Genomic DNA, 16790 nt, shown 5'->3' on the forward strand with positions numbered 1-16790 from the left:
CGGCGCATTTCGTGTCAACCGGAAAGCGTCGACGATCAGAAGATCTGGTGCCCGAGCCACCACCCGCCGGCCGCGAACAGCGCGGCCGCCGGCAGCGTCAGCACCCACGCCCACACGATATTGCCGGCGACGCCCCAGCGCACGGCCGACAACTTCTGCGTCGCGCCGACACCGACGATCGCGCCGGTAATCGTGTGCGTGGTCGACACGGGAATGCCGAGGAACGACGCGACGAACAGCGTGATCGCACCGCCGCTTTCCGCGCAGAAGCCGCCGACCGGCTTGAGCTTCGTGATCTTCTGGCCCATCGTGCGCACGATGCGCCAGCCGCCGAACAGCGTGCCGAGGCCCATCGACAGGTAGCACGCGCCGATCACCCATGCCGGCGGCGCATCGGCGGTGGCCGACGCGTAGCCGCTCGCGATCAGCAGCATCCAGATGATGCCGATCGTCTTCTGTGCATCGTTGCCGCCGTGGCCCAGGCTGTACAGGCCGGCGGACAGCAGTTGCAGCCGGCGGAAGCGCCGGTCGACCTTGCTGGGCGCGGTACGGAAATACAGCCACGACACGCCGAGCATGAACAGCGAACCGAGGATGAAACCGAGCAGCGGCGAAATGAAGATGAACGCGATCGTCTTCAGCAGCCCGTCGACGTTCAGCGAACTCCAGCCCGATTTCGCGAGCGCCGCGCCGACGAGACCGCCGATCAGCGCGTGCGACGAGCTCGACGGAATCCCGTAGTACCACGTGATCACGTTCCAGCCGATCGCGCCGACCAGCGCGCCGAACACGACGTAGTGGTCGACGATTTCGGGATCGATCGTGCCTTTACCGACGGTCTGCGCGACTTTCAGGTGGAAGATGAAGTACGCGATCACGTTGAACGCGGCCGCGAACACCACGGCCTGCTGGGGCTTCAGCACCCCGGTCGACACGACGGTGGCGATCGAGTTCGCCGCGTCGTGAAAGCCGTTCATGAAGTCGAATACGAGCGCGACGAGCACCAGCGTCGCGACCATCCATAGGGCGAGTTGTATCGAATGCATCGTGGTCCGCTCAGGCGTTTTCCAGCACGATGCCTTCGATGATGTTCGCGACGTCTTCGCACTTGTCGGTGATCTCTTCGAGCAGCTCGTAGATCGCCTTCAGCTTGATGAGCGTCTTCACGTCGTCTTCCTCGCGGAACAGCTTCGACATCGCCGCACGCAGCACGCGGTCGGCTTCCGATTCCCAGCGGTCGATTTCCTCGCATTGCTTGAGGATCTGCGCCGATTGTTTCATGTCGGACAGCAATCCGACGGCCTGCTGCACGTGCTGCGCCGACTGGGTGACGATGTGCGCGAGCTGGCTCGCCTCGGACGTGACGGACTGCACGTCGTACAGCGACACGGCCGTCGCGACGTCTTCCATCAGGTCGAGGATGTCGTCCATCGTCGTGATCAGCTTGTGGATCTCGTCGCGATCGAGCGGCGTGATGAAGGTCTTGTGCAGCAGATCGATCGCCTCGTGCGTGAGCTTGTCGGCGGCCTTCTCGGCGATTTGCACGTTTTGCTTGTGAATCTCGGCGTCGGCGAGATTGTCGATCAGCAGTTCGAGCTCGCGGCCACCGGAAACGATGTGCTTCGCGTGCGAGTTGAAGAGTTCAAAGAACTTGCCCTCGGTGGGCATGAATCGACCGAACATGGGATTCCTGAGAGATTGTCAAACTACTGTCACGAAAACGGGCGACATTGTACCGGTTCCGGTCGCGACGCGACGTGCACATATGCGCACGCCGGGATTGGATACAACATTTGGCGAAATAGGTGTTTACAACCGGCTTTACTCGCCGTAGAAGGTCTGCGCCCCGGCAAAATTGTCGAACTTCGTGTATTGCCCCAGGAACGTGAGCCGAACGGGCCCGATCGGGCCATTACGCTGCTTGCCGATGATGATTTCGGCCGTCCCCTTGTCAGGGCTGTCGGGATTGTAGACCTCATCGCGGTAAATGAACAGGATCACGTCCGCATCCTGTTCGATTGCGCCCGATTCGCGCAAATCCGACATCACCGGACGCTTGTTGGGGCGCTGTTCGAGGCCGCGGTTCAGCTGCGACAGCGCGATCACCGGCACGTCGAGCTCCTTCGCGAGGCTCTTCAGCGATCGCGAAATTTCCGAAATTTCGGTTGCCCGGTTCTCGCCCTGCGACGAACCCGACATCAGCTGCAGGTAGTCGACGATGATCAGGCCGAGCTTGCCGCATTGCCGCGCCAGACGCCGCGCGCGCGAGCGCAATTCCATCGGATTCAGGCCGCCCGTCTCGTCGATGAAGAGCTGCGCCTCGCTCATCTTCTGCACCGCGTGCGTCAGTTTCGGCCAGTCCTCGTCCGTCAGGCGGCCCGTACGCATCCGGTGCTGGTCGAGCCGGCCGATCGAGCCGAGCATACGCATCACGAGCTGGGTGCCCGGCATTTCCATCGAGAACACCGCGACCGGCAACCCGTACTCGACCGCGACGTATTCGCCGATGTTCATCGAGAACGCGGTCTTACCCATCGACGGGCGCCCCGCGACGATGATCAGCTCGCCGCCGTGCATCCCGGACGTCATCCGGTCGAGGTCGACGAAGCCGGTCGGCGTGCCGGTGACGTCGCTCGGGTTCGCGGTGTGGTACAGCGTGTCGATGCGCTCGACCACCTGCGTGAGCAGCGGGCCGATCTCGAGGAAGCCCTGGTTGCCGCGCGCGCCCTCCTCGGCGATCGAGAACACCTTCGATTCGGCTTCGTCGAGCAGTTGGCGGACTTCCTTGCCCTGCGGATTGAACGCGTCGGCCGAGATCTCGTCAGCGACCGACACGAGCCGGCGCAGCACCGCGCGGTCACGCACGATTTCCGCATAGCGGCGGATGTTCGCCGCGCTCGGCGTGTTCTGCGCGAGCGCGTTCAGGTATGCGAGCCCGCCGACGTCGTCGGCCTTGCCGGACGTGGTCAGCGCTTCGTACACGGTCACGACGTCGGCCGGGCGCGTCGACGCGATCAGGCGGCCGATGTGCTCGTAGATGATCCGGTGGTCGTAGCGGTAGAAGTCGCCCTGCGACAGGAAATCGGCAATCCGGTCCCATGCCGCGTTGTCGAGCAACAGGCCGCCGAGCACCGACTGTTCGGCTTCGACCGAATGCGGCGGGACTTTCAGCGATTCGATTTGGGGATCTTGCGGCGCGTTCATGGGTTGGGATTATCGCGAATAGATGGCGGCAGCGCTACCACCGCTTGCCCGCGATCGGGCAATAAAAAAGGCAGGCCCCGGTTGCCCGGGCGCCTGCCCTTGTCCGGACGGCGGAAGCCGCCCGGCAAGCTTGCATACGCTTACGCGTGGTCGCCGATCACGTTGATCGTGACGTCGACGACGACGTCCGTGTGCAGCGCGACCTGGACGTTGTGCTCGCCGATCATCTTCAGCGGGCCTTCCGGCATGCGCACTTGCAGCTTCTCGACTTCGTAGCCTGCCTTCTTCAGCAGTTCCGCGACGTCGCCGTTCGTGACCGAGCCGAACAGACGGCCGTCCACGCCCGACTTCTGCGTGATTTCGAACGACTGGCCGTTCAGCTTCTCGCCGACTGCCTGCGATGCGGCCAGCTTTTCAGCGGCGATCTTTTCGAGTTCAGCGCGGCGCACTTCGAATTCGGCGATCGCTTCCTTCGTTGCACGGCGAGCCTTGCGGTTCGGGATCAGGAAGTTGCGAGCGTAACCGTCCTTGACCTTGACGATATCGCCGAGGTTACCCAGATTGGCGACTTTTTCCAACAGAATGATTTGCATTCGAATTCTCCTTATTGCGTCGCCTGATTACGCCTTGTGCTGATCGGTGTACGGCAGCAGCGCGAGGAAACGCGCACGCTTGATGGCCGTATCCAGCTGACGCTGATAGTGCGCCTTCGTACCCGTCAGACGAGCCGGCGTGATCTTGCCGTTTTCGCCGATGAAGTCCTTCAGCGTTTCCGTGTCCTTGTAGTCGATCTGCTCGACGCCTGCAGCCGTGAAACGGCAGAACTTCTTGCGCTTGAAGAGCGGGTTTTGTTGCTGACGACGCTTGTCGAATTTCTTACCAGTCGGGCGGGGCATGATTTCAGTCCTTTCCAATGTCCTGCAATGCTGTGATGTGAAACACCAAGGTTCTCGCGTTGCGGCTTTTCTTGGCCAGGAAGCCCGTGAACAGCGTTTCGACGCCCATTTCACGGCTTTCCAGCTTGCCGCTCGCCTCACCGGCCGCCACCGCCTCGATCGTCATTTCGACCTGACGGGGAATGCCTGCTTCGACGACTTCCGTGCGGTGATGCAACGTGGCGCTTGCGATCGGAACACCTGCCGGCGTATATCGCACCGGTGCGCGTTCGACGACGCTCGCCGTCAATTGCAACCTGTTCACGTGAGTGGCGCGCTCCTTGATGGCTTAATGAGTGACGAACTTAAGCCTGCGCTTCGGCCGGCTGAGCTGCAGCCGCCTTCTTGGCTTCTTCGCGCTGAACTTCCTTCATCATCGGCGACGGGCCGGTTTCGGCCTTCTTCATCTTGACGATGAGGTGGCGCAGCACGGCGTCGTTGAACTTGAACGCGTGTTCGAGTTCGTCGAGCGTCGTCTGGTCGCACTCGATGTTCATGCAGACGTAGTGAGCCTTCGCGAGTTTCTCGATCATGTAGGCCAGTTGGCGACGGCCCCAGTCTTCGACACGGTGGATCTGGCCGCCGTGCGACGTGATCGTGGACTTGTAACGCTCGATCATCGCGGGCACTTGCTCGCTTTGATCGGGGTGCACGATGAATACGATTTCGTAATGACGCATTACACACTCCTTGTGGATTAAAGCCACCCGGGCGTCTGAACCGGTGTGGCAAGTGAGAAGCCGAAGATTCTAACCCGGTTACGGGACGCATGCAAGGCCAATCGACGATGCGCGGACGGATTCGGCCGTATTTTCAAAGACTTGAGCGCGTATGTCGGGCAAGCGGCCGCGCTCGGCCCTTCTGCAGTCGGGGTCGGAGCGGAAGCGCGCCGGCCCCGCGGCCGCAACGGTCACTCGTTATGCGTGCCGGCAAGTCGCGCGTCGAGCGCCGTCCGGAATGCCGCCAGCGCCGACGGCTCGGCGTCGGTCACGGCCCACCACGTCATCCCGGCCGCGTTCCAGCGGTCGAGCGCATAGCCCTGCGACACGGTCGTGTACGGGGCCGCCGGCCGCTCCCCGGCCGGCTGCACGTAGACGTCGACCACGTGCTGCCGGTGGCGGTAGACGAGCACCGCGACGCGGCGCCGCCCGACGTAGTCGAGCCGGCCGCCGACCAGCGCGAAGCCGCTCGCCGCGAGATCCTCGACCGGCGGCGCATAGTCGAGCCGGCCGTTGAACCACGGCTTGACCGTGTGCCGGTCGGTCGAGATCACGTCGATGTCGCGCGCCGAGAGGTCGGCCCGCACGTGGCTCGCGACCAGTTCGTCGACCGTTCGGTCGGTGTCGGCGTGGCGGGCCGACCATGCCATTCCGCCCGCCGCCGCGAGCGCCATCAGCAACGCGACGCCCCAGCCGAGGCCCGGCAGCGCGGCCACGCGCGGGCCGGTGCCGGTCGATACCGGGCGTGCCGCCCCGCCCCGCCCGGTCAGCCACGCGAACCAGTCGCGCCCGCGCGGCCGCCGGGGCGGCGGTGACGGGGACTCCGGCCGCGGCTCGGCCCGCGACGGCGCATCGGCACGCGCGTCGGCCGCTGCCGGCAGGCTCGCGAGGAGGCTTGCGCGCAGCGCGTCCGGCGCGCGGTGATAATCGGCCTGCCGCACGGCCTGCACCAGCGTGACGATCCGCGCGCGTTCGCGGCGGCACGCATCGCACCCGTCGACATGCTGCTGGACCCGCAACGCATCGGGCGCCGACAGCTCGCGGTCGACGTCCGCGTCCAGCAACGCTCGCGCTTCGTTACAGTCCATCGATAGCCTCCGATGCGGTTCCGCCCGCCGGCGCACGGCCCGGCCGGCCTTCGGTCGCCGGCGCGGGCGCGCCGCCCAGCAGCGCGGCGAGCTTGCGCCGGCCGCGCGCGAGCCGCGACATCACCGTGCCGACCGGCACGTCCACGATCGCCGCGATCTCGCGGTAGCTCAGGTCCTCCATCTCGCGCAGCACGAGCACCTCGCGGTATTCGGCCGGCAGCTTCGCGAGCGCCGCATTCACGAGCCGCACGTTCTCGCCGCGCAGCAGGTGCGCGAGCGGGTCCTCCGTCGCCGGCTGCCAGTCGTCCGGGACGTCGGCGTCGTCGAGCGTGTCGGGCAGCGCGACCTCGTGCGCCTGCGTGCGCCGCCGCCACTCGGTGTACCAGGTGTGGCGCACGATCGTCAGCAGCCACGGCCGCGCGTTGTCGCCGCGACACGAATCGACGAAGCGCAGCGCGCGCATGCACGCGTCCTGCACGACGTCGTCCGCATCGCCGGCGCTGCCGCTCAGCCAGCGCGCGAGGTTGTACGCGGCGTCGAGATGCGGCAGCACGAGCGCGCGAAACCGCTCGCCGCGCGCGCGCGCATCGTCCGCCGCCCGGTCATCGACCGCCTGTCCGGCTTGCCCCACATGGCCTCCCTGGTCCCGGCGGCCGACGCCGCGCCCGTTCCGCGCACGGCACCCGGACAGACCGGCAACGTGCGCGCTCGATGACCTTACCGCTGCTGCGTCGAGTTTATTCCCGCGCCGTGCGCATGAAGCGTAAAAAATCGCCGGACGGCCCAGCCGGCCGCCCGTTACGGCGTGGTGCTCCAGTAACCGGGGCGCGCGTACGCGGCGCGCAGATAGTCGATGAAATAGCGCACGCGCGCCGGCACGTAGCGCTGCTGCGGGTAGACCGCGAGGATGTCGTAGTCGGGCAGCGCGTATTCGTCGAGTACGGTCTCGAGCTCGCCCGTTTCGAGCTGCGCGGCGATTTCCCACGTCGAACGCCAGCCGAGCCCGAGCCCCTCGGCCACCCAGCGGTGCAGCAGCTCGCCGTCGTTGCAGTCGAGATTGCCGGTCACGCGCATCGTCGCGATCTTGCCGTGACGCTGGAAGTACCAGCCGCGGTTCTGCCCGCCCTGCAGGTTGAACGCCAGGCAGTTGTGCTTCAGCAGGTCGTCGAGCGACTTCGGCCGCCCGTGCTTGCGGAAATAGTCGGGCGTGCCGCACACGACGCGCCGGTTCGACGCGAGCTTCACCGCGACGAAGTTCGGATCGACCGCGCCGCCGATCCGGATCGACAGGTCGTAGCCTTCGCGCACGAGATCGACGACGCGGTCGGTCAGGTTGAACGACAGCTGCATCTCCGGCTTGTCGGACAGGAAGCCGGGCGCGTGCGGCGCGACGTGCTTGCGCCCGAACGCGGCCGGCGCCGACACGATCAGGTGCCCGCTGACCGCGCGCCGGCCGGCGGCCAGCTCGTTCTCGGCCTGATCCCATTCGGACAGCAGCCCGCGGCAGCGCTCGAGGAACGCGGCGCCCTCCTCGCTGACGACCAGCCGCCGCGTCGAGCGGTACATCAGCTTCACGCCGAGGCGTTTCTCCAGCGCGTCGATGCGCCGCCCGAGCACCACCGGCGACACGCCCTCCTCGAGCGCCGCCGCCGCGAGGCTGCCCGCGTCCGCGACCCGCACGAACGTCTCGATCTGCTTGAAGCGATCCATCTCCCGTCTCCGTCTCCGTTCCGACACCGGCGGGAAGCCCCGTCCGGCCGTCATTCCATACTTTTAGTTTCGAAATAAGCGACTTCGGCTGATCTTATCAAACCTTTCCTGCATCCCTAAAGTGTCCTCAACAGACCGATTCGCAAGATTCCACTATCCAAGGAGACATTCATGGCCAAGATGAGAGCCGTCGACGCAGCCGTACTCGTGCTCGAGAAGGAAGGCATCCAGACCGCGTTCGGCGTGCCGGGCGCAGCGATCAACCCGTTCTACTCGGCCATGCGCAAGTCGGGCGGCATCAGCCACGTGCTGGCGCGCCACGTTGAAGGCGCGTCGCACATGGCCGAAGGCTTCACGCGTGCGGCGCCGGGCAACATCGGCGTGTGCATCGGCACGTCGGGCCCCGCCGGCACCGACATGATCACCGGCCTCTACTCCGCGTCCGCCGACTCGATTCCGATCCTCGCGATCACCGGCCAGGCACCGCGCGCGCGTCTCTACAAGGAAGACTTCCAGGCCGTCGACATCGAATCGATCGCGAAGCCGGTCACGAAGTGGGCCGTCACCGTGCGCGAACCGGCGCTCGTGCCGCGCGTGTTCCAGCAGGCATTCCACCTGATGCGCTCGGGCCGTCCGGGCCCGGTGCTGGTCGACCTGCCGATCGACGTGCAGCTCGCCGAAATTGAATTCGACATCGACACGTACGAACCGCTGCCGGTCTACAAGCCCGCGGCCACCCGCGCGCAGATCGAGAAGGCGCTCACGATGCTCAACGACGCGGACAAGCCGCTGATCGTGTCGGGCGGCGGCGTGCTCAACGCGGCGGCCGAAGACCTGCTCGTGCAGTTCGCCGAAACGGTCGGCGTGCCGGTGATCCCGACGCTGATGTCGTGGGGCGCGATTGCCGACGACCACCCGCTGATGGCGGGCATGGTCGGCCTGCAGACGTCGCACCGCTACGGCAACGCGACGATGCTCGCATCGGATTTCGTGCTCGGCATCGGCAACCGCTGGGCGAACCGCCACACGGGCAGCGTCGAGGTCTACACGAAGGGCCGCAAGTTCGTGCACGTCGACATCGAACCGACGCAGATCGGCCGCGTGTTCGGCCCGGATCTCGGCATCGTGTCCGACGCGAAGGCCGCACTCGAGCTGTTCGTCGCGGTCGCGCAGGAATGGAAGGCCGCCGGCAAGCTGAAGGACCGCAGCGCGTGGGTCGCCGACTGCCAGGAACGCAAGCGCACGCTGCAGCGCAAGACGCACTTCGACAACGTGCCGGTCAAGCCGCAGCGCGTGTACGAAGAGATGAACAAGGTGTTCGGCCGCGATACCTGCTACGTCAGCACGATCGGCCTGTCGCAGATCGCCGCCGCGCAGTTCCTGCACGTGTTCAAGGCACGCAACTGGATCAACTGCGGCCAGGCCGGCCCGCTCGGCTGGACGATCCCCGCCGCGCTCGGCGTGCGTGCGGCCGATCCGAGCCGCCCGATCGTCGCGCTGTCCGGCGACTACGACTTCCAGTTCATGATCGAGGAACTGGCGGCCGGCGCGCAATTCAAGCTGCCGTACGTGCACGTGGTCGTGAACAACTCGTACCTCGGGCTGATCCGCCAGGCGCAGCGCGCGTTCGACATGGACTACTGCGTGCAGCTCGCGTTCGACAACGTGAACGCGCCGGAACTGAACGGTTATGGCGTCGACCACGTGGCCGTCGCGGAAGGCCTCGGCTGCAAGGCGCTGCGCGTGTTCAAGCCGGAAGAGATCGAGCCGGCGCTGCGCCAGGCGCAGACGCTCGCGGAAGAGTTCAGCGTGCCGGTGGTCGTCGAAGTGATCCTCGAGCGCGTGACGAACATCTCGATGGGCACCGAAATCGATGCGATCAACGAATTCGAGGATCTCGCCGAAAAGGCCGAGCATGCCCCGACCGCGATCTCGATGCTCGACTGACCTGCAAGACTTTTTTGACTGACCGACCGAAGAGGCTTAGCTCATGCCGAAGTTTGCTGCAAACCTGACCATGCTGTTCAACGAAGTGCCGTTCCTCGACCGCTTCAAGGCGGCCGCGGACGCGGGCTTCGACGCCGTCGAGTTCCTGTTCCCGTACCCGTATGCGAAAGAGGAACTCGCCGAACGGCTCGAGACCAACCGTCTGCGCCTCGTGCTGCACAACCTGCCCGCCGGCAACTGGGATCAGGGCGAGCGCGGCATCGCGTGCCTGCCCGATCGCGTCGGCGAATTCCAGGAAGGCGTCGGCCGCGCGATCGAGTATGCGAAGGCGCTGAAGGTGCCGCAGCTGAACTGCCTCGTCGGCATCCCGTCGGCGAGCACGGCGCGCGACAAGACGTTCGTCACGATCGTCGACAACCTGCGCTTCGCGGCCGACGCGCTCAAGCGCGAAGGCATCCGCCTGCTCGTCGAGCCGTGCAACAGCTTCGACATCCCGGGCTTCGCGCTGAACCGCTCGTCGGAAGGGCTCGACGTGATCCGCGCGGTCGGCTCGGACAACCTGTTCCTGCAGTACGACATCTATCACATGCAACGCATGGAAGGCGAACTGGCCGCGACGATCGAACGCAACCTCGCATCGATCGGCCACGTCCAGCTCGCGGACAACCCGGGCCGCAACGAGCCGGGCACCGGCGAGATCAACTATGCGTTCCTGTTCGCGCTGCTCGACCGGCTCGGCTATGCCGGCTACGTCGGCTGCGAATACAAGCCCCGTACCACCACGACGGAAGGCCTCGGCTGGCTGCAAAGCGTAGCCGGCTGCGCACCGGCCTCGGCGCGTCGCGCCGCCTGAGTCGCGCCCTTTCCGTTTTCAGCCCTATAGGAGACTTTCACATGGCAACCATCGGTTTCATCGGCCTCGGCATCATGGGCGCGCACATGGCGCGCAACCTGCTCAAGGGCGATCATCAACTCGTCGTGAACGGCGCGTTCCCGATCCCGGACGACCTGCGCGGCAGCGCGAAGGTCGTCGCGAACTCGACCGAAGTCGCGCAGCACGCCGACATCATCATCTCGATGGTGCCGGACACGCCGGACGTACGTAACGTGCTGTTCGCCGACGACGGCGTCGCGAAGGGCCTGACGGCCGGCAAGCTCGTGATCGACATGAGCTCGATCTCGCCGCTCGACACGCAGGCATTCGCGAAGCAGATTAACGCGCTCGGCTGCGACTACCTCGACGCGCCGGTGTCCGGCGGCGAAGTCGGCGCACGCGAAGCGACGCTGACGATCATGGTCGGCGGACCGGAGAAGGCATTCGAGCGCGCGAAGCCGCTGTTCGAGAAGATGGGCAAGAACATCACGCTCGTCGGCGACAACGGCGCGGGCCAGACCTGCAAGGTCGCGAACCAGATCATCGTCGCGCTGAACATCGAGGCGGTCGGCGAGGCGCTGCTGTTCGCCGCCCGTTCGGGCGCCGATCCGGAGCGCGTGCGCCAGGCGCTGATGGGCGGCTTCGCCGCGTCGCGCATCCTCGAAGTGCACGGTGCGCGCATGACCAAGCGCACGTTCGATCCGGGCTTCCGCATCGAGCTGCACCAGAAGGACCTGAACCTCGCGCTCGACGGCGCGCGCAAGCTCGGCCTCGCGCTGCCGCACACCGCGAGCGCGCAGCAGCTGTTCAGCGTGTGCGCGTCGCACGGCGGCAAGGCATGGGATCACTCGGCACTCGTGCGCGCGCTCGAGATCATGTCGAACTTCGAGATCGGCCAGACGCCGGCCGCGTAACGCGGATGCCGCAACGCGCGTTTGTGCTGCGATGGCGCAGGCGCGCGACGAATACACGTGACTCGGCCGCGGCCGGTCGCATCGATGCGCGCCGCACGCGCGCATCACGGTGGGGCGCCCCGCCCTGCATCGCCAACGGCATGCGGGACGGGGCGAAAAACGCCGCTCTGGGCTGAGAGCGGCGTGGTGGGGTCCGCAGCGGCACCCGGCGGCGCCGGGGAAGCCTTGGTCGGTCAGACGTCGTCGTCGGGTGTCCGCCTGTCGGATTTCGCGTATTACATTTCTTTACGTTCGAGCGTGCGATTTTTCATGCAATCGTCGCGTTGAACGCCTACACTTTCGCCACGCCTTTCGAGAAAACCGCCGCGCTTGCGCGCCCTTCCGGGCCCGCCCCCAGCGCGGTGTTTTTTTCGCCACTTCACGGCGCGTTTTCTTTTCAACCACCTAAGGAGTGCAACGATGGGTCTTCTTTCGTTTATCAAGGAGGCGGGTGAAAAACTGCTGGGTCACGCCGATGCACAGGCAGCGGAAGATCCGAATGCCGCGAACCAGACCGCGGCCGATGCCATCAAGAACTACATCAGCTCGCAAGGCCTCGACACGTCGAACCTGACCGTCGCGTTCGACGGCGCATCGCGCACCGTCACGCTGTCGGGCAGCGTCGCCGATCTCGACACGAAGGCGAAGGTCAAGGTCGCGGCCGGCAACGTGCAGGGTGTCGCGGGCGTCAACGACGACGATCTGCAGCCGGACGATCCGGAAGTGCAGTACCACGACGTGAAGCCGGGCGACACGCTGTCGGCGATCGCCAAGGAAGTGTATGGCGACGCGAACAAGTATCCGGTGATCTTCGAAGCGAACAAGCCGATGCTGTCGAGCCCGGACCGGATCTACCCGGGCCAGAAGCTCGTGATTCCGCCGCAGTCCTGAGCGTTCGCGCAGCACTGACGCAAAAAATGGCAGGCCATTGGCCTGCCATTTTTTTATGCACGCTGCACGACGTCCGCGCGGCGACCGTCGGTCACAGCGTATCGAACGCGCGCTGCAGGGCGTCGCGATCGTGGATGCCGTTCGCGAGCGCGAGCATCAGCAGCACGCGCGCCTTGAACGGGTGCAGCGAGCCCGCGCTCACGAAACCGAGCGCATCGTCGCTCGCGGCGCCGTTGCGCATCACGTGCCCCGAACCCACGCGCGACGCGCGGACCACCGCCACGCCCGCCTTCACCGCATCGGCGAGCGCCGACTGCAGCGTCGCATGGATCGAGCCATTGCCGGTACCCGCGACGACGAGGCCGCGCACGCCGGCCGCGACGAGCGCGTCGACGGCCGTGCGCGTCACGCCCGCATAGCTCGCGACGACTTCGACCAGCGGCCAGCTCGCCGCGATCGCCAGTTGCGTGTCGCGGGTACGCGTGACGCGGCGCGCGAATTCGACGCGGCCGTCCTGCACCCAGCCGAGCGCACCGAGCTCCGGCGACTGGAACGCGTCGACTGCATAAGTGCTCGTCTTGACGACGTCGCGCGCGCCGTGGATCCGGTTGTTGAACGCGACCAGCACGCCCTGCCCGTGCGCGGCCGGATGGGCGGCCACTGTCACCGCGTTCAGCAGGTTCAGCGGGCCGTCGGACGACAGCGCGGTTGCCGGCCGCATCGCGGCCGTCAGCACGACCGGCTTGTCGCCTTTCACGACCAGATGCAGCGCATACGCGGTCTCCTCGAGCGTATCGGTGCCGTGGGTGATCACGATGCCGTCGATCGCCGGGTCGGCCATCAGCGCGTCGATCCGTGCGGCGAGCGTGTTCCACAGCGGCAGCGCGAGATCCTTGCTGTCGATGCTGGCGACCTGCTCCGCGTCGATGCGCGCGACGGACGCGAGCGCCGGCACGGCGTCGACCAGGAAACTGACGCCGAGCGCGCCGGCCTGGTAGCCGGCCGTGCTGGCCGCGTCGGGCGCGGCGCCGGCGATCGTGCCGCCGGTGGCGAGGACGGCGATGCGCGGCAGCGCCGGCGCGGACGAAGGGGATGCGGTGTTCGGTGTATTCATGGCCGCGATTGTAATGGCTCGCGGCCGCGAGCCGGCGGGTTCCGGCGCGGCAGCCGGCCGTTGCCGGCGCGCGTCATGGTTTGTCCCGATCCCCGCGCCGCACGCGCCGTCAACGGCCGTGGCGTCCGCAACGTTATAGGAAGTGCCGTTTTGGTGTTTTCACATTGATTTGCCATAATCGGAACGCGTGGTGCGATGTGGCCCTGTCCTCATCGCGTCGTGCGTCGTGACGGCGTCGATCACGCGCAATTCACCCCATGGGAGTGTCGAAATGAAAATCCAATCGCTCGTAGCCGCAGTGCTTCTCGGCGGCATGCTGGCTTCCCCCGCATTCGCGGCGAACAGCCAGCAGGACAAGATGAAGGCCTGTAACACGCAGGCAGCCGGCAAGACGGGCGACGAACGCAAGGCGTTCATGAAGGACTGCCTGTCGGCAAAGCCCGCAAAGGCAATGACGCAGCAGGAGAAGATGAAGGCATGCAACACGCAGGCCACCGGCAAGAAGGGTGACGATCGCAAGGCGTTCATGAAGAGCTGCCTGAGCAACCAGCCGGCCGCCTGAGTCCCGGCGCTCCCGTCCCGAATGCCGCGCCCCGCTTCGGCGGGCGCGGCATTTTCGTTTTCGTTGCACGCGCATCGACGTGCGCCATTCGGCCTTTCCCGCCCCGTTTTTCCGGCCCGCCGTCACGACGCCGCCACATGGTGCGGCAATTCGCCGCGTTTTCTTCTATGATGGCTGCAACGCGGCCCACCCAAGACCAAGAAGCGCCATCGGGCCGCCCTCGAGACGGACGCGCACGCGCGTCAAACGGAGGCTTTGGATGGCATGGAGACAACACCGCTGGTTCCGCCGCTGGCTGATCGTGATCGTGTTCTGGGCGGTGCCCGTCGCGATCATCGCCGTGCGCGAGATCCGCGAGGAAATGGCCTACAACAAGGCGGACCTGCAGCTCGCGCTGACCACCTGGCAGCTCACCGATGCGCAGCAGGCCGCCGGCGCCGCCGCGAAGTGCCACGGGGATCCTGACGACGCGCGCGCGGCCGGCTGCCCGGCCGACGTGCTCGCCGCCAACGCACCGCGCCAGCAGGCGGCCCGCGACGAATACGTGGTGCGCCGCAATACGCTCGCCGGCTACCTGTGGCATGCGTTCGTCGGCTACTGGGTCGTCCCGGCCGCGTTCCTGTTCGCCTGCGGCGTCGTGATCGCGCTGATCCGCCGCGCGCTGCGCCGCCCGCCGATCAAGCCGCCCGTTCCGCCTGTCACGCACTGACACCGACACGCGCCGCGGGCGCCGCCGCCCCCCGCTCGACCACTGCGTTCCCCGCATGCCGCCCCCGCGCGAAGCGCGCCTGGCGCTCGGGCGCCGCTCCGTCCGTTGGCGCGCCGCGACACCCTCGCGCGATTTGACGCTTTTTCACGTGGCAACGAAAAGAGGCCGTAATCCGCTGTGATATAACTGCCGACGTGATCCGCTCCTTGAGCGAGACTCACTCCGAACATCATCCGATGGAGAACAACGATGCAAAAACGGAATCTTGTGCTGAAAGCCGCCGCTGCGCTCATCGTCGGTAGCCTCGCGCTCACCGGTTGCACCACCACCCCGGACAAGCCGGACAACGCCGCGACCAACGCGTCGAAGCGTCAGTCGATCGACGCGAGCGTCGACGCGACGCTGTCGCGCATGTACTCCACGGTCAAGGGCTCGCGCGAGCTCGTCGCGAAATCGCGCGGCGTGCTGGTATTCCCCGAGGTGATCCAGGCCGGCTTCATCGTCGGCGGCCAGTCCGGCAATGGCGCGCTGCGCGTCGGCGGCAGCACGGTCGGCTACTACAACACGTCGTCGCTGTCGGTCGGCCTGCAGGCCGGCGCGCAGTCGAAGGCGATCGTGTTCCTGTTCATGACGCAGCAGGCGCTCGACGAATTCCGCGGCTCGGACGGCTGGGCAGCCGGCGCCGGCGCATCGGTCGCGCTCGTGAAGATGGGCGCGAACGGCGCGGTCGACTCCAACACGGCTACCGCGCCGATCCAGGTCGTCGTGCTGACCAACGCCGGCCTGATGGGCGACGTGTCGATCAACGGCACCAAGGTCACCAAGCTCAAGATCTGACGTTGACGCACTGCCCGCGCGTGCCGCGCGCGGGTCATGCGCAAACGGCGATGTCCTTGCGGGCATCGCCGTTTTTTTATCCGCCGGCGCGGCGCCGGGTCGGTCGGACTGCTCGGGCCGTTCAGGCCGCTCAGGTCGTCGAATCGATCACCTTGAAGCGCGAGCGCTTCTGCGCGCGGATCACCGACTGGTACACGTCGACGTACTGCTGCGCCATCCGGCGCGACGTGAAGCGCTCCTCGAAACGCTGCCGCACGCGCGCACGCGGCAGCAGGTGCAGCCGGTTCACGGCGGCCACCGCGCTGATTTCGTCCTCGACGATGAAACCGGACACGCCCTCGTCCACCACTTCGGGCACCGCGCCGCGGTTGAACGCGATCACCGGCGTGCCGCACGACATCGCCTCGATCATCACCAGGCCGAACGGCTCCGGCCAGTCGATCGGAAACAGCAGCGCATGCGCACCCGACAGGAATTCGGCCTTCTCGTGATCGGCGATCTCGCCGATGTATTCGACGTGCGGCAACGCGAAAAGCGGCTTGATCTCGCGGTCGAAGTATTCCTGGTCAGCCGCGTCGATCTTCGCGGCGATCCGGATCGGCAACCCGCACTGGCGGGCGATGCGGATCGCGGTATCGACGCGTTTTTCCGGCGAGATGCGGCCGAGGAACGCGAGATAGCGCGGCTCGACGGGCTGCGGCATGTACAGCGTATCGGGCAGCCCGTGATAGACGGTCGTCAGCCATTTCGCCTGCGGCAACGGCTGGCGCTGCGAATTGGAAATCGAGATCACCGGCGCCGTGTTGAACGTGTCGAACACCGGTTGCTGCTCGGGCAGGTCGAGCCGGCCGTGCAGCGTCGTCACGTAAGGCGTTTCCTGCCGGTTGAAGACCGAGAACGAGTAGTAGTCCATGTGGAAATGGAGCACGTCGAAATCCTTCGCGCGGCGCGCGACCGTCTCCATCAGCAGCATGTGCGGCGCGACCCGGTCGCGGATCGACGAATCGAGCCGCAGCGCGCGCGGCCACACGGGCTCGAGCTTCGCCCGCGTCGTCGAATCGCCGCTCGCGAACAGCGTCACGTCGTGGCCGAGGTCGACGAGCGCCTCGGTGATGTAGGACACGACGCGCTCCGTGCCGCCGTACAGCTTCGGCGGCACGGATTCGGTCAGCGGGGCGATCTGGGCAATTCTCATGGTCCACGTCTCCTGTGTCCTGTCCGTTGCGGTACGGCCGGCGGAGTCCGCG

General features: G+C 66.3%; 19 protein-coding genes. 7 read left to right on the forward strand and 12 right to left on the reverse strand.

Going from position 1 to position 16790, the window contains the following annotated elements; translation table 11 throughout:
- Nucleotides 1-35 precede the first annotated feature (35 nt).
- The 10 genes from DTA15_RS01295 to DTA15_RS01340 form a co-directional block, all read right to left on the reverse strand.
- Nucleotides 36-1046 carry an inorganic phosphate transporter gene (locus tag DTA15_RS01295; protein ID WP_006486254.1) on the reverse strand — a complete coding sequence of 337 codons (1011 nt, stop codon included), beginning with the start codon at nt 1044-1046 and terminating at the stop codon, nt 36-38.
- Between the two features lie 10 nt (nt 1047-1056).
- On the reverse strand, nt 1057-1683 hold the full coding sequence (locus DTA15_RS01300; protein ID WP_006486252.1) for a DUF47 domain-containing protein: 627 nt from the start codon (nt 1681-1683) through the stop codon (nt 1057-1059).
- A gap of 138 nt (nt 1684-1821) precedes the next feature.
- Nucleotides 1822-3204 (reverse strand): replicative DNA helicase, encoded by a 1383-nt coding sequence (locus DTA15_RS01305; protein WP_006486249.1) that lies wholly within the window; start codon nt 3202-3204, stop codon nt 1822-1824.
- 140 nt (nt 3205-3344) lie between these two features.
- Nucleotides 3345-3797 (reverse strand): 50S ribosomal protein L9, encoded by a 453-nt coding sequence (rplI, locus tag DTA15_RS01310; RefSeq protein WP_006486256.1) that lies wholly within the window; start codon nt 3795-3797, stop codon nt 3345-3347.
- Between the two features lie 27 nt (nt 3798-3824).
- Entirely contained in the window at nt 3825-4100 is a 276-nt protein-coding gene (gene rpsR, locus DTA15_RS01315; RefSeq protein WP_006486248.1) for a 30S ribosomal protein S18, read from the reverse strand.
- 4 nt (nt 4101-4104) lie between these two features.
- Nucleotides 4105-4404 (reverse strand): primosomal replication protein N, encoded by a 300-nt coding sequence (priB, locus tag DTA15_RS01320; protein WP_006486250.1) that lies wholly within the window; start codon nt 4402-4404, stop codon nt 4105-4107.
- A 40-nt stretch (nt 4405-4444) separates the two neighbouring features.
- On the reverse strand, nt 4445-4819 hold the full coding sequence (gene rpsF, locus DTA15_RS01325) for a 30S ribosomal protein S6 (protein ID WP_006486255.1): 375 nt from the start codon (nt 4817-4819) through the stop codon (nt 4445-4447).
- A 230-nt stretch (nt 4820-5049) separates the two neighbouring features.
- Nucleotides 5050-5946, reverse strand: coding sequence for an anti-sigma factor family protein (locus tag DTA15_RS01330; RefSeq protein ID WP_012492669.1), 897 nt, complete (start codon nt 5944-5946; stop codon nt 5050-5052).
- On the reverse strand, nt 5936-6577 hold the full coding sequence (locus DTA15_RS01335; protein WP_012492670.1) for an RNA polymerase sigma factor: 642 nt from the start codon (nt 6575-6577) through the stop codon (nt 5936-5938). The genes DTA15_RS01330 and DTA15_RS01335 overlap by 11 nt, the downstream gene beginning before the upstream one ends.
- A 167-nt stretch (nt 6578-6744) precedes the next feature.
- Nucleotides 6745-7656 carry a LysR family transcriptional regulator gene (locus DTA15_RS01340; RefSeq protein ID WP_006485955.1) on the reverse strand — a complete coding sequence of 304 codons (912 nt, stop codon included), beginning with the start codon at nt 7654-7656 and terminating at the stop codon, nt 6745-6747.
- 171 nt (nt 7657-7827) lie between these two features.
- Between DTA15_RS01340 and gcl the strand changes: the two genes are divergently transcribed.
- From gcl to lysM, 4 genes are all read left to right on the forward strand, one after another.
- Nucleotides 7828-9603 carry a glyoxylate carboligase gene (gcl, locus tag DTA15_RS01345; protein WP_006485953.1) on the forward strand — a complete coding sequence of 592 codons (1776 nt, stop codon included), beginning with the start codon at nt 7828-7830 and terminating at the stop codon, nt 9601-9603.
- A gap of 43 nt (nt 9604-9646) precedes the next feature.
- Complete coding sequence (gene hyi, locus DTA15_RS01350) at nt 9647-10456, forward strand: hydroxypyruvate isomerase (RefSeq protein ID WP_006485952.1); 810 nt, start codon at nt 9647-9649, stop codon at nt 10454-10456.
- 41 nt (nt 10457-10497) lie between these two features.
- Nucleotides 10498-11391 carry a 2-hydroxy-3-oxopropionate reductase gene (locus tag DTA15_RS01355; RefSeq protein ID WP_006485940.1) on the forward strand — a complete coding sequence of 298 codons (894 nt, stop codon included), beginning with the start codon at nt 10498-10500 and terminating at the stop codon, nt 11389-11391.
- A gap of 459 nt (nt 11392-11850) precedes the next feature.
- A complete protein-coding gene (lysM, locus tag DTA15_RS01360) occupies nt 11851-12321 on the forward strand; it encodes a peptidoglycan-binding protein LysM (protein WP_006478617.1) in 471 nt (156 codons plus the stop codon).
- 91 nt (nt 12322-12412) lie between these two features.
- On the opposite strand, the gene DTA15_RS01365 is transcribed toward lysM, so the two are convergent.
- Nucleotides 12413-13435: an asparaginase gene (locus DTA15_RS01365; RefSeq protein ID WP_006485946.1), complete on the reverse strand. Its 1023-nt coding sequence runs from the start codon at nt 13433-13435 to the stop codon at nt 12413-12415.
- Between the two features lie 271 nt (nt 13436-13706).
- On the opposite strand from DTA15_RS01365, the gene DTA15_RS01370 reads away from it, so the two are divergent.
- The 3 genes from DTA15_RS01370 (at nt 13707) to DTA15_RS01380 (ending at nt 15543) form a co-directional block, all read left to right on the forward strand.
- Complete coding sequence (locus DTA15_RS01370; RefSeq protein ID WP_011549641.1) at nt 13707-13997, forward strand: PsiF family protein; 291 nt, start codon at nt 13707-13709, stop codon at nt 13995-13997.
- Between the two features lie 259 nt (nt 13998-14256).
- Entirely contained in the window at nt 14257-14706 is a 450-nt protein-coding gene (locus tag DTA15_RS01375) for a membrane protein (protein WP_006485938.1), read from the forward strand.
- A 249-nt stretch (nt 14707-14955) separates the two neighbouring features.
- On the forward strand, nt 14956-15543 hold the full coding sequence (locus tag DTA15_RS01380; protein WP_006496373.1) for a BPSL1445 family SYLF domain-containing lipoprotein: 588 nt from the start codon (nt 14956-14958) through the stop codon (nt 15541-15543).
- A 130-nt stretch (nt 15544-15673) separates the two neighbouring features.
- Here DTA15_RS01380 and DTA15_RS01385 read toward each other — a convergent pair whose 3' ends face one another.
- Nucleotides 15674-16738, reverse strand: a complete 1065-nt coding sequence (locus tag DTA15_RS01385) for a glycosyltransferase family 4 protein (RefSeq protein WP_006485945.1) — start codon at nt 16736-16738, stop codon at nt 15674-15676.
- Between the last annotated feature and the right edge of the window lie 52 nt (nt 16739-16790).

The organism is Burkholderia cenocepacia (assembly GCF_900446215.1).
In the GTDB taxonomy this organism is placed as follows: domain Bacteria; phylum Pseudomonadota; class Gammaproteobacteria; order Burkholderiales; family Burkholderiaceae; genus Burkholderia; species Burkholderia cenocepacia.

What these genes read in the sequence shown, in the direction of transcription:
- DTA15_RS01295 (WP_006486254.1), bottom strand. Translation starts at nt 1,046, where the DNA reads ATGCATTCGATACAACTCGCCCTATGGATGGTCGCGACGCTGGTGCTC.
- DTA15_RS01300 (WP_006486252.1), bottom strand. Translation starts at nt 1,683, where the DNA reads ATGTTCGGTCGATTCATGCCCACCGAGGGCAAGTTCTTTGAACTCTTC.
- DTA15_RS01305 (WP_006486249.1), bottom strand. Translation starts at nt 3,204, where the DNA reads ATGAACGCGCCGCAAGATCCCCAAATCGAATCGCTGAAAGTCCCGCCG.
- rplI (WP_006486256.1), bottom strand. Translation starts at nt 3,797, where the DNA reads ATGCAAATCATTCTGTTGGAAAAAGTCGCCAATCTGGGTAACCTCGGC.
- rpsR (WP_006486248.1), bottom strand. Translation starts at nt 4,100, where the DNA reads ATGCCCCGCCCGACTGGTAAGAAATTCGACAAGCGTCGTCAGCAACAA.
- rpsF (WP_006486255.1), bottom strand. Translation starts at nt 4,819, where the DNA reads ATGCGTCATTACGAAATCGTATTCATCGTGCACCCCGATCAAAGCGAG.
- DTA15_RS01330 (WP_012492669.1), bottom strand. Translation starts at nt 5,946, where the DNA reads ATGGACTGTAACGAAGCGCGAGCGTTGCTGGACGCGGACGTCGACCGC.
- DTA15_RS01340 (WP_006485955.1), bottom strand. Translation starts at nt 7,656, where the DNA reads ATGGATCGCTTCAAGCAGATCGAGACGTTCGTGCGGGTCGCGGACGCG.
- gcl (WP_006485953.1), top strand. Translation starts at nt 7,828, where the DNA reads ATGGCCAAGATGAGAGCCGTCGACGCAGCCGTACTCGTGCTCGAGAAG.
- hyi (WP_006485952.1), top strand. Translation starts at nt 9,647, where the DNA reads ATGCCGAAGTTTGCTGCAAACCTGACCATGCTGTTCAACGAAGTGCCG.
- DTA15_RS01355 (WP_006485940.1), top strand. Translation starts at nt 10,498, where the DNA reads ATGGCAACCATCGGTTTCATCGGCCTCGGCATCATGGGCGCGCACATG.
- lysM (WP_006478617.1), top strand. Translation starts at nt 11,851, where the DNA reads ATGGGTCTTCTTTCGTTTATCAAGGAGGCGGGTGAAAAACTGCTGGGT.
- DTA15_RS01365 (WP_006485946.1), bottom strand. Translation starts at nt 13,435, where the DNA reads ATGAATACACCGAACACCGCATCCCCTTCGTCCGCGCCGGCGCTGCCG.
- DTA15_RS01370 (WP_011549641.1), top strand. Translation starts at nt 13,707, where the DNA reads ATGAAAATCCAATCGCTCGTAGCCGCAGTGCTTCTCGGCGGCATGCTG.
- DTA15_RS01375 (WP_006485938.1), top strand. Translation starts at nt 14,257, where the DNA reads ATGGCATGGAGACAACACCGCTGGTTCCGCCGCTGGCTGATCGTGATC.
- DTA15_RS01380 (WP_006496373.1), top strand. Translation starts at nt 14,956, where the DNA reads ATGCAAAAACGGAATCTTGTGCTGAAAGCCGCCGCTGCGCTCATCGTC.
- DTA15_RS01385 (WP_006485945.1), bottom strand. Translation starts at nt 16,738, where the DNA reads ATGAGAATTGCCCAGATCGCCCCGCTGACCGAATCCGTGCCGCCGAAG.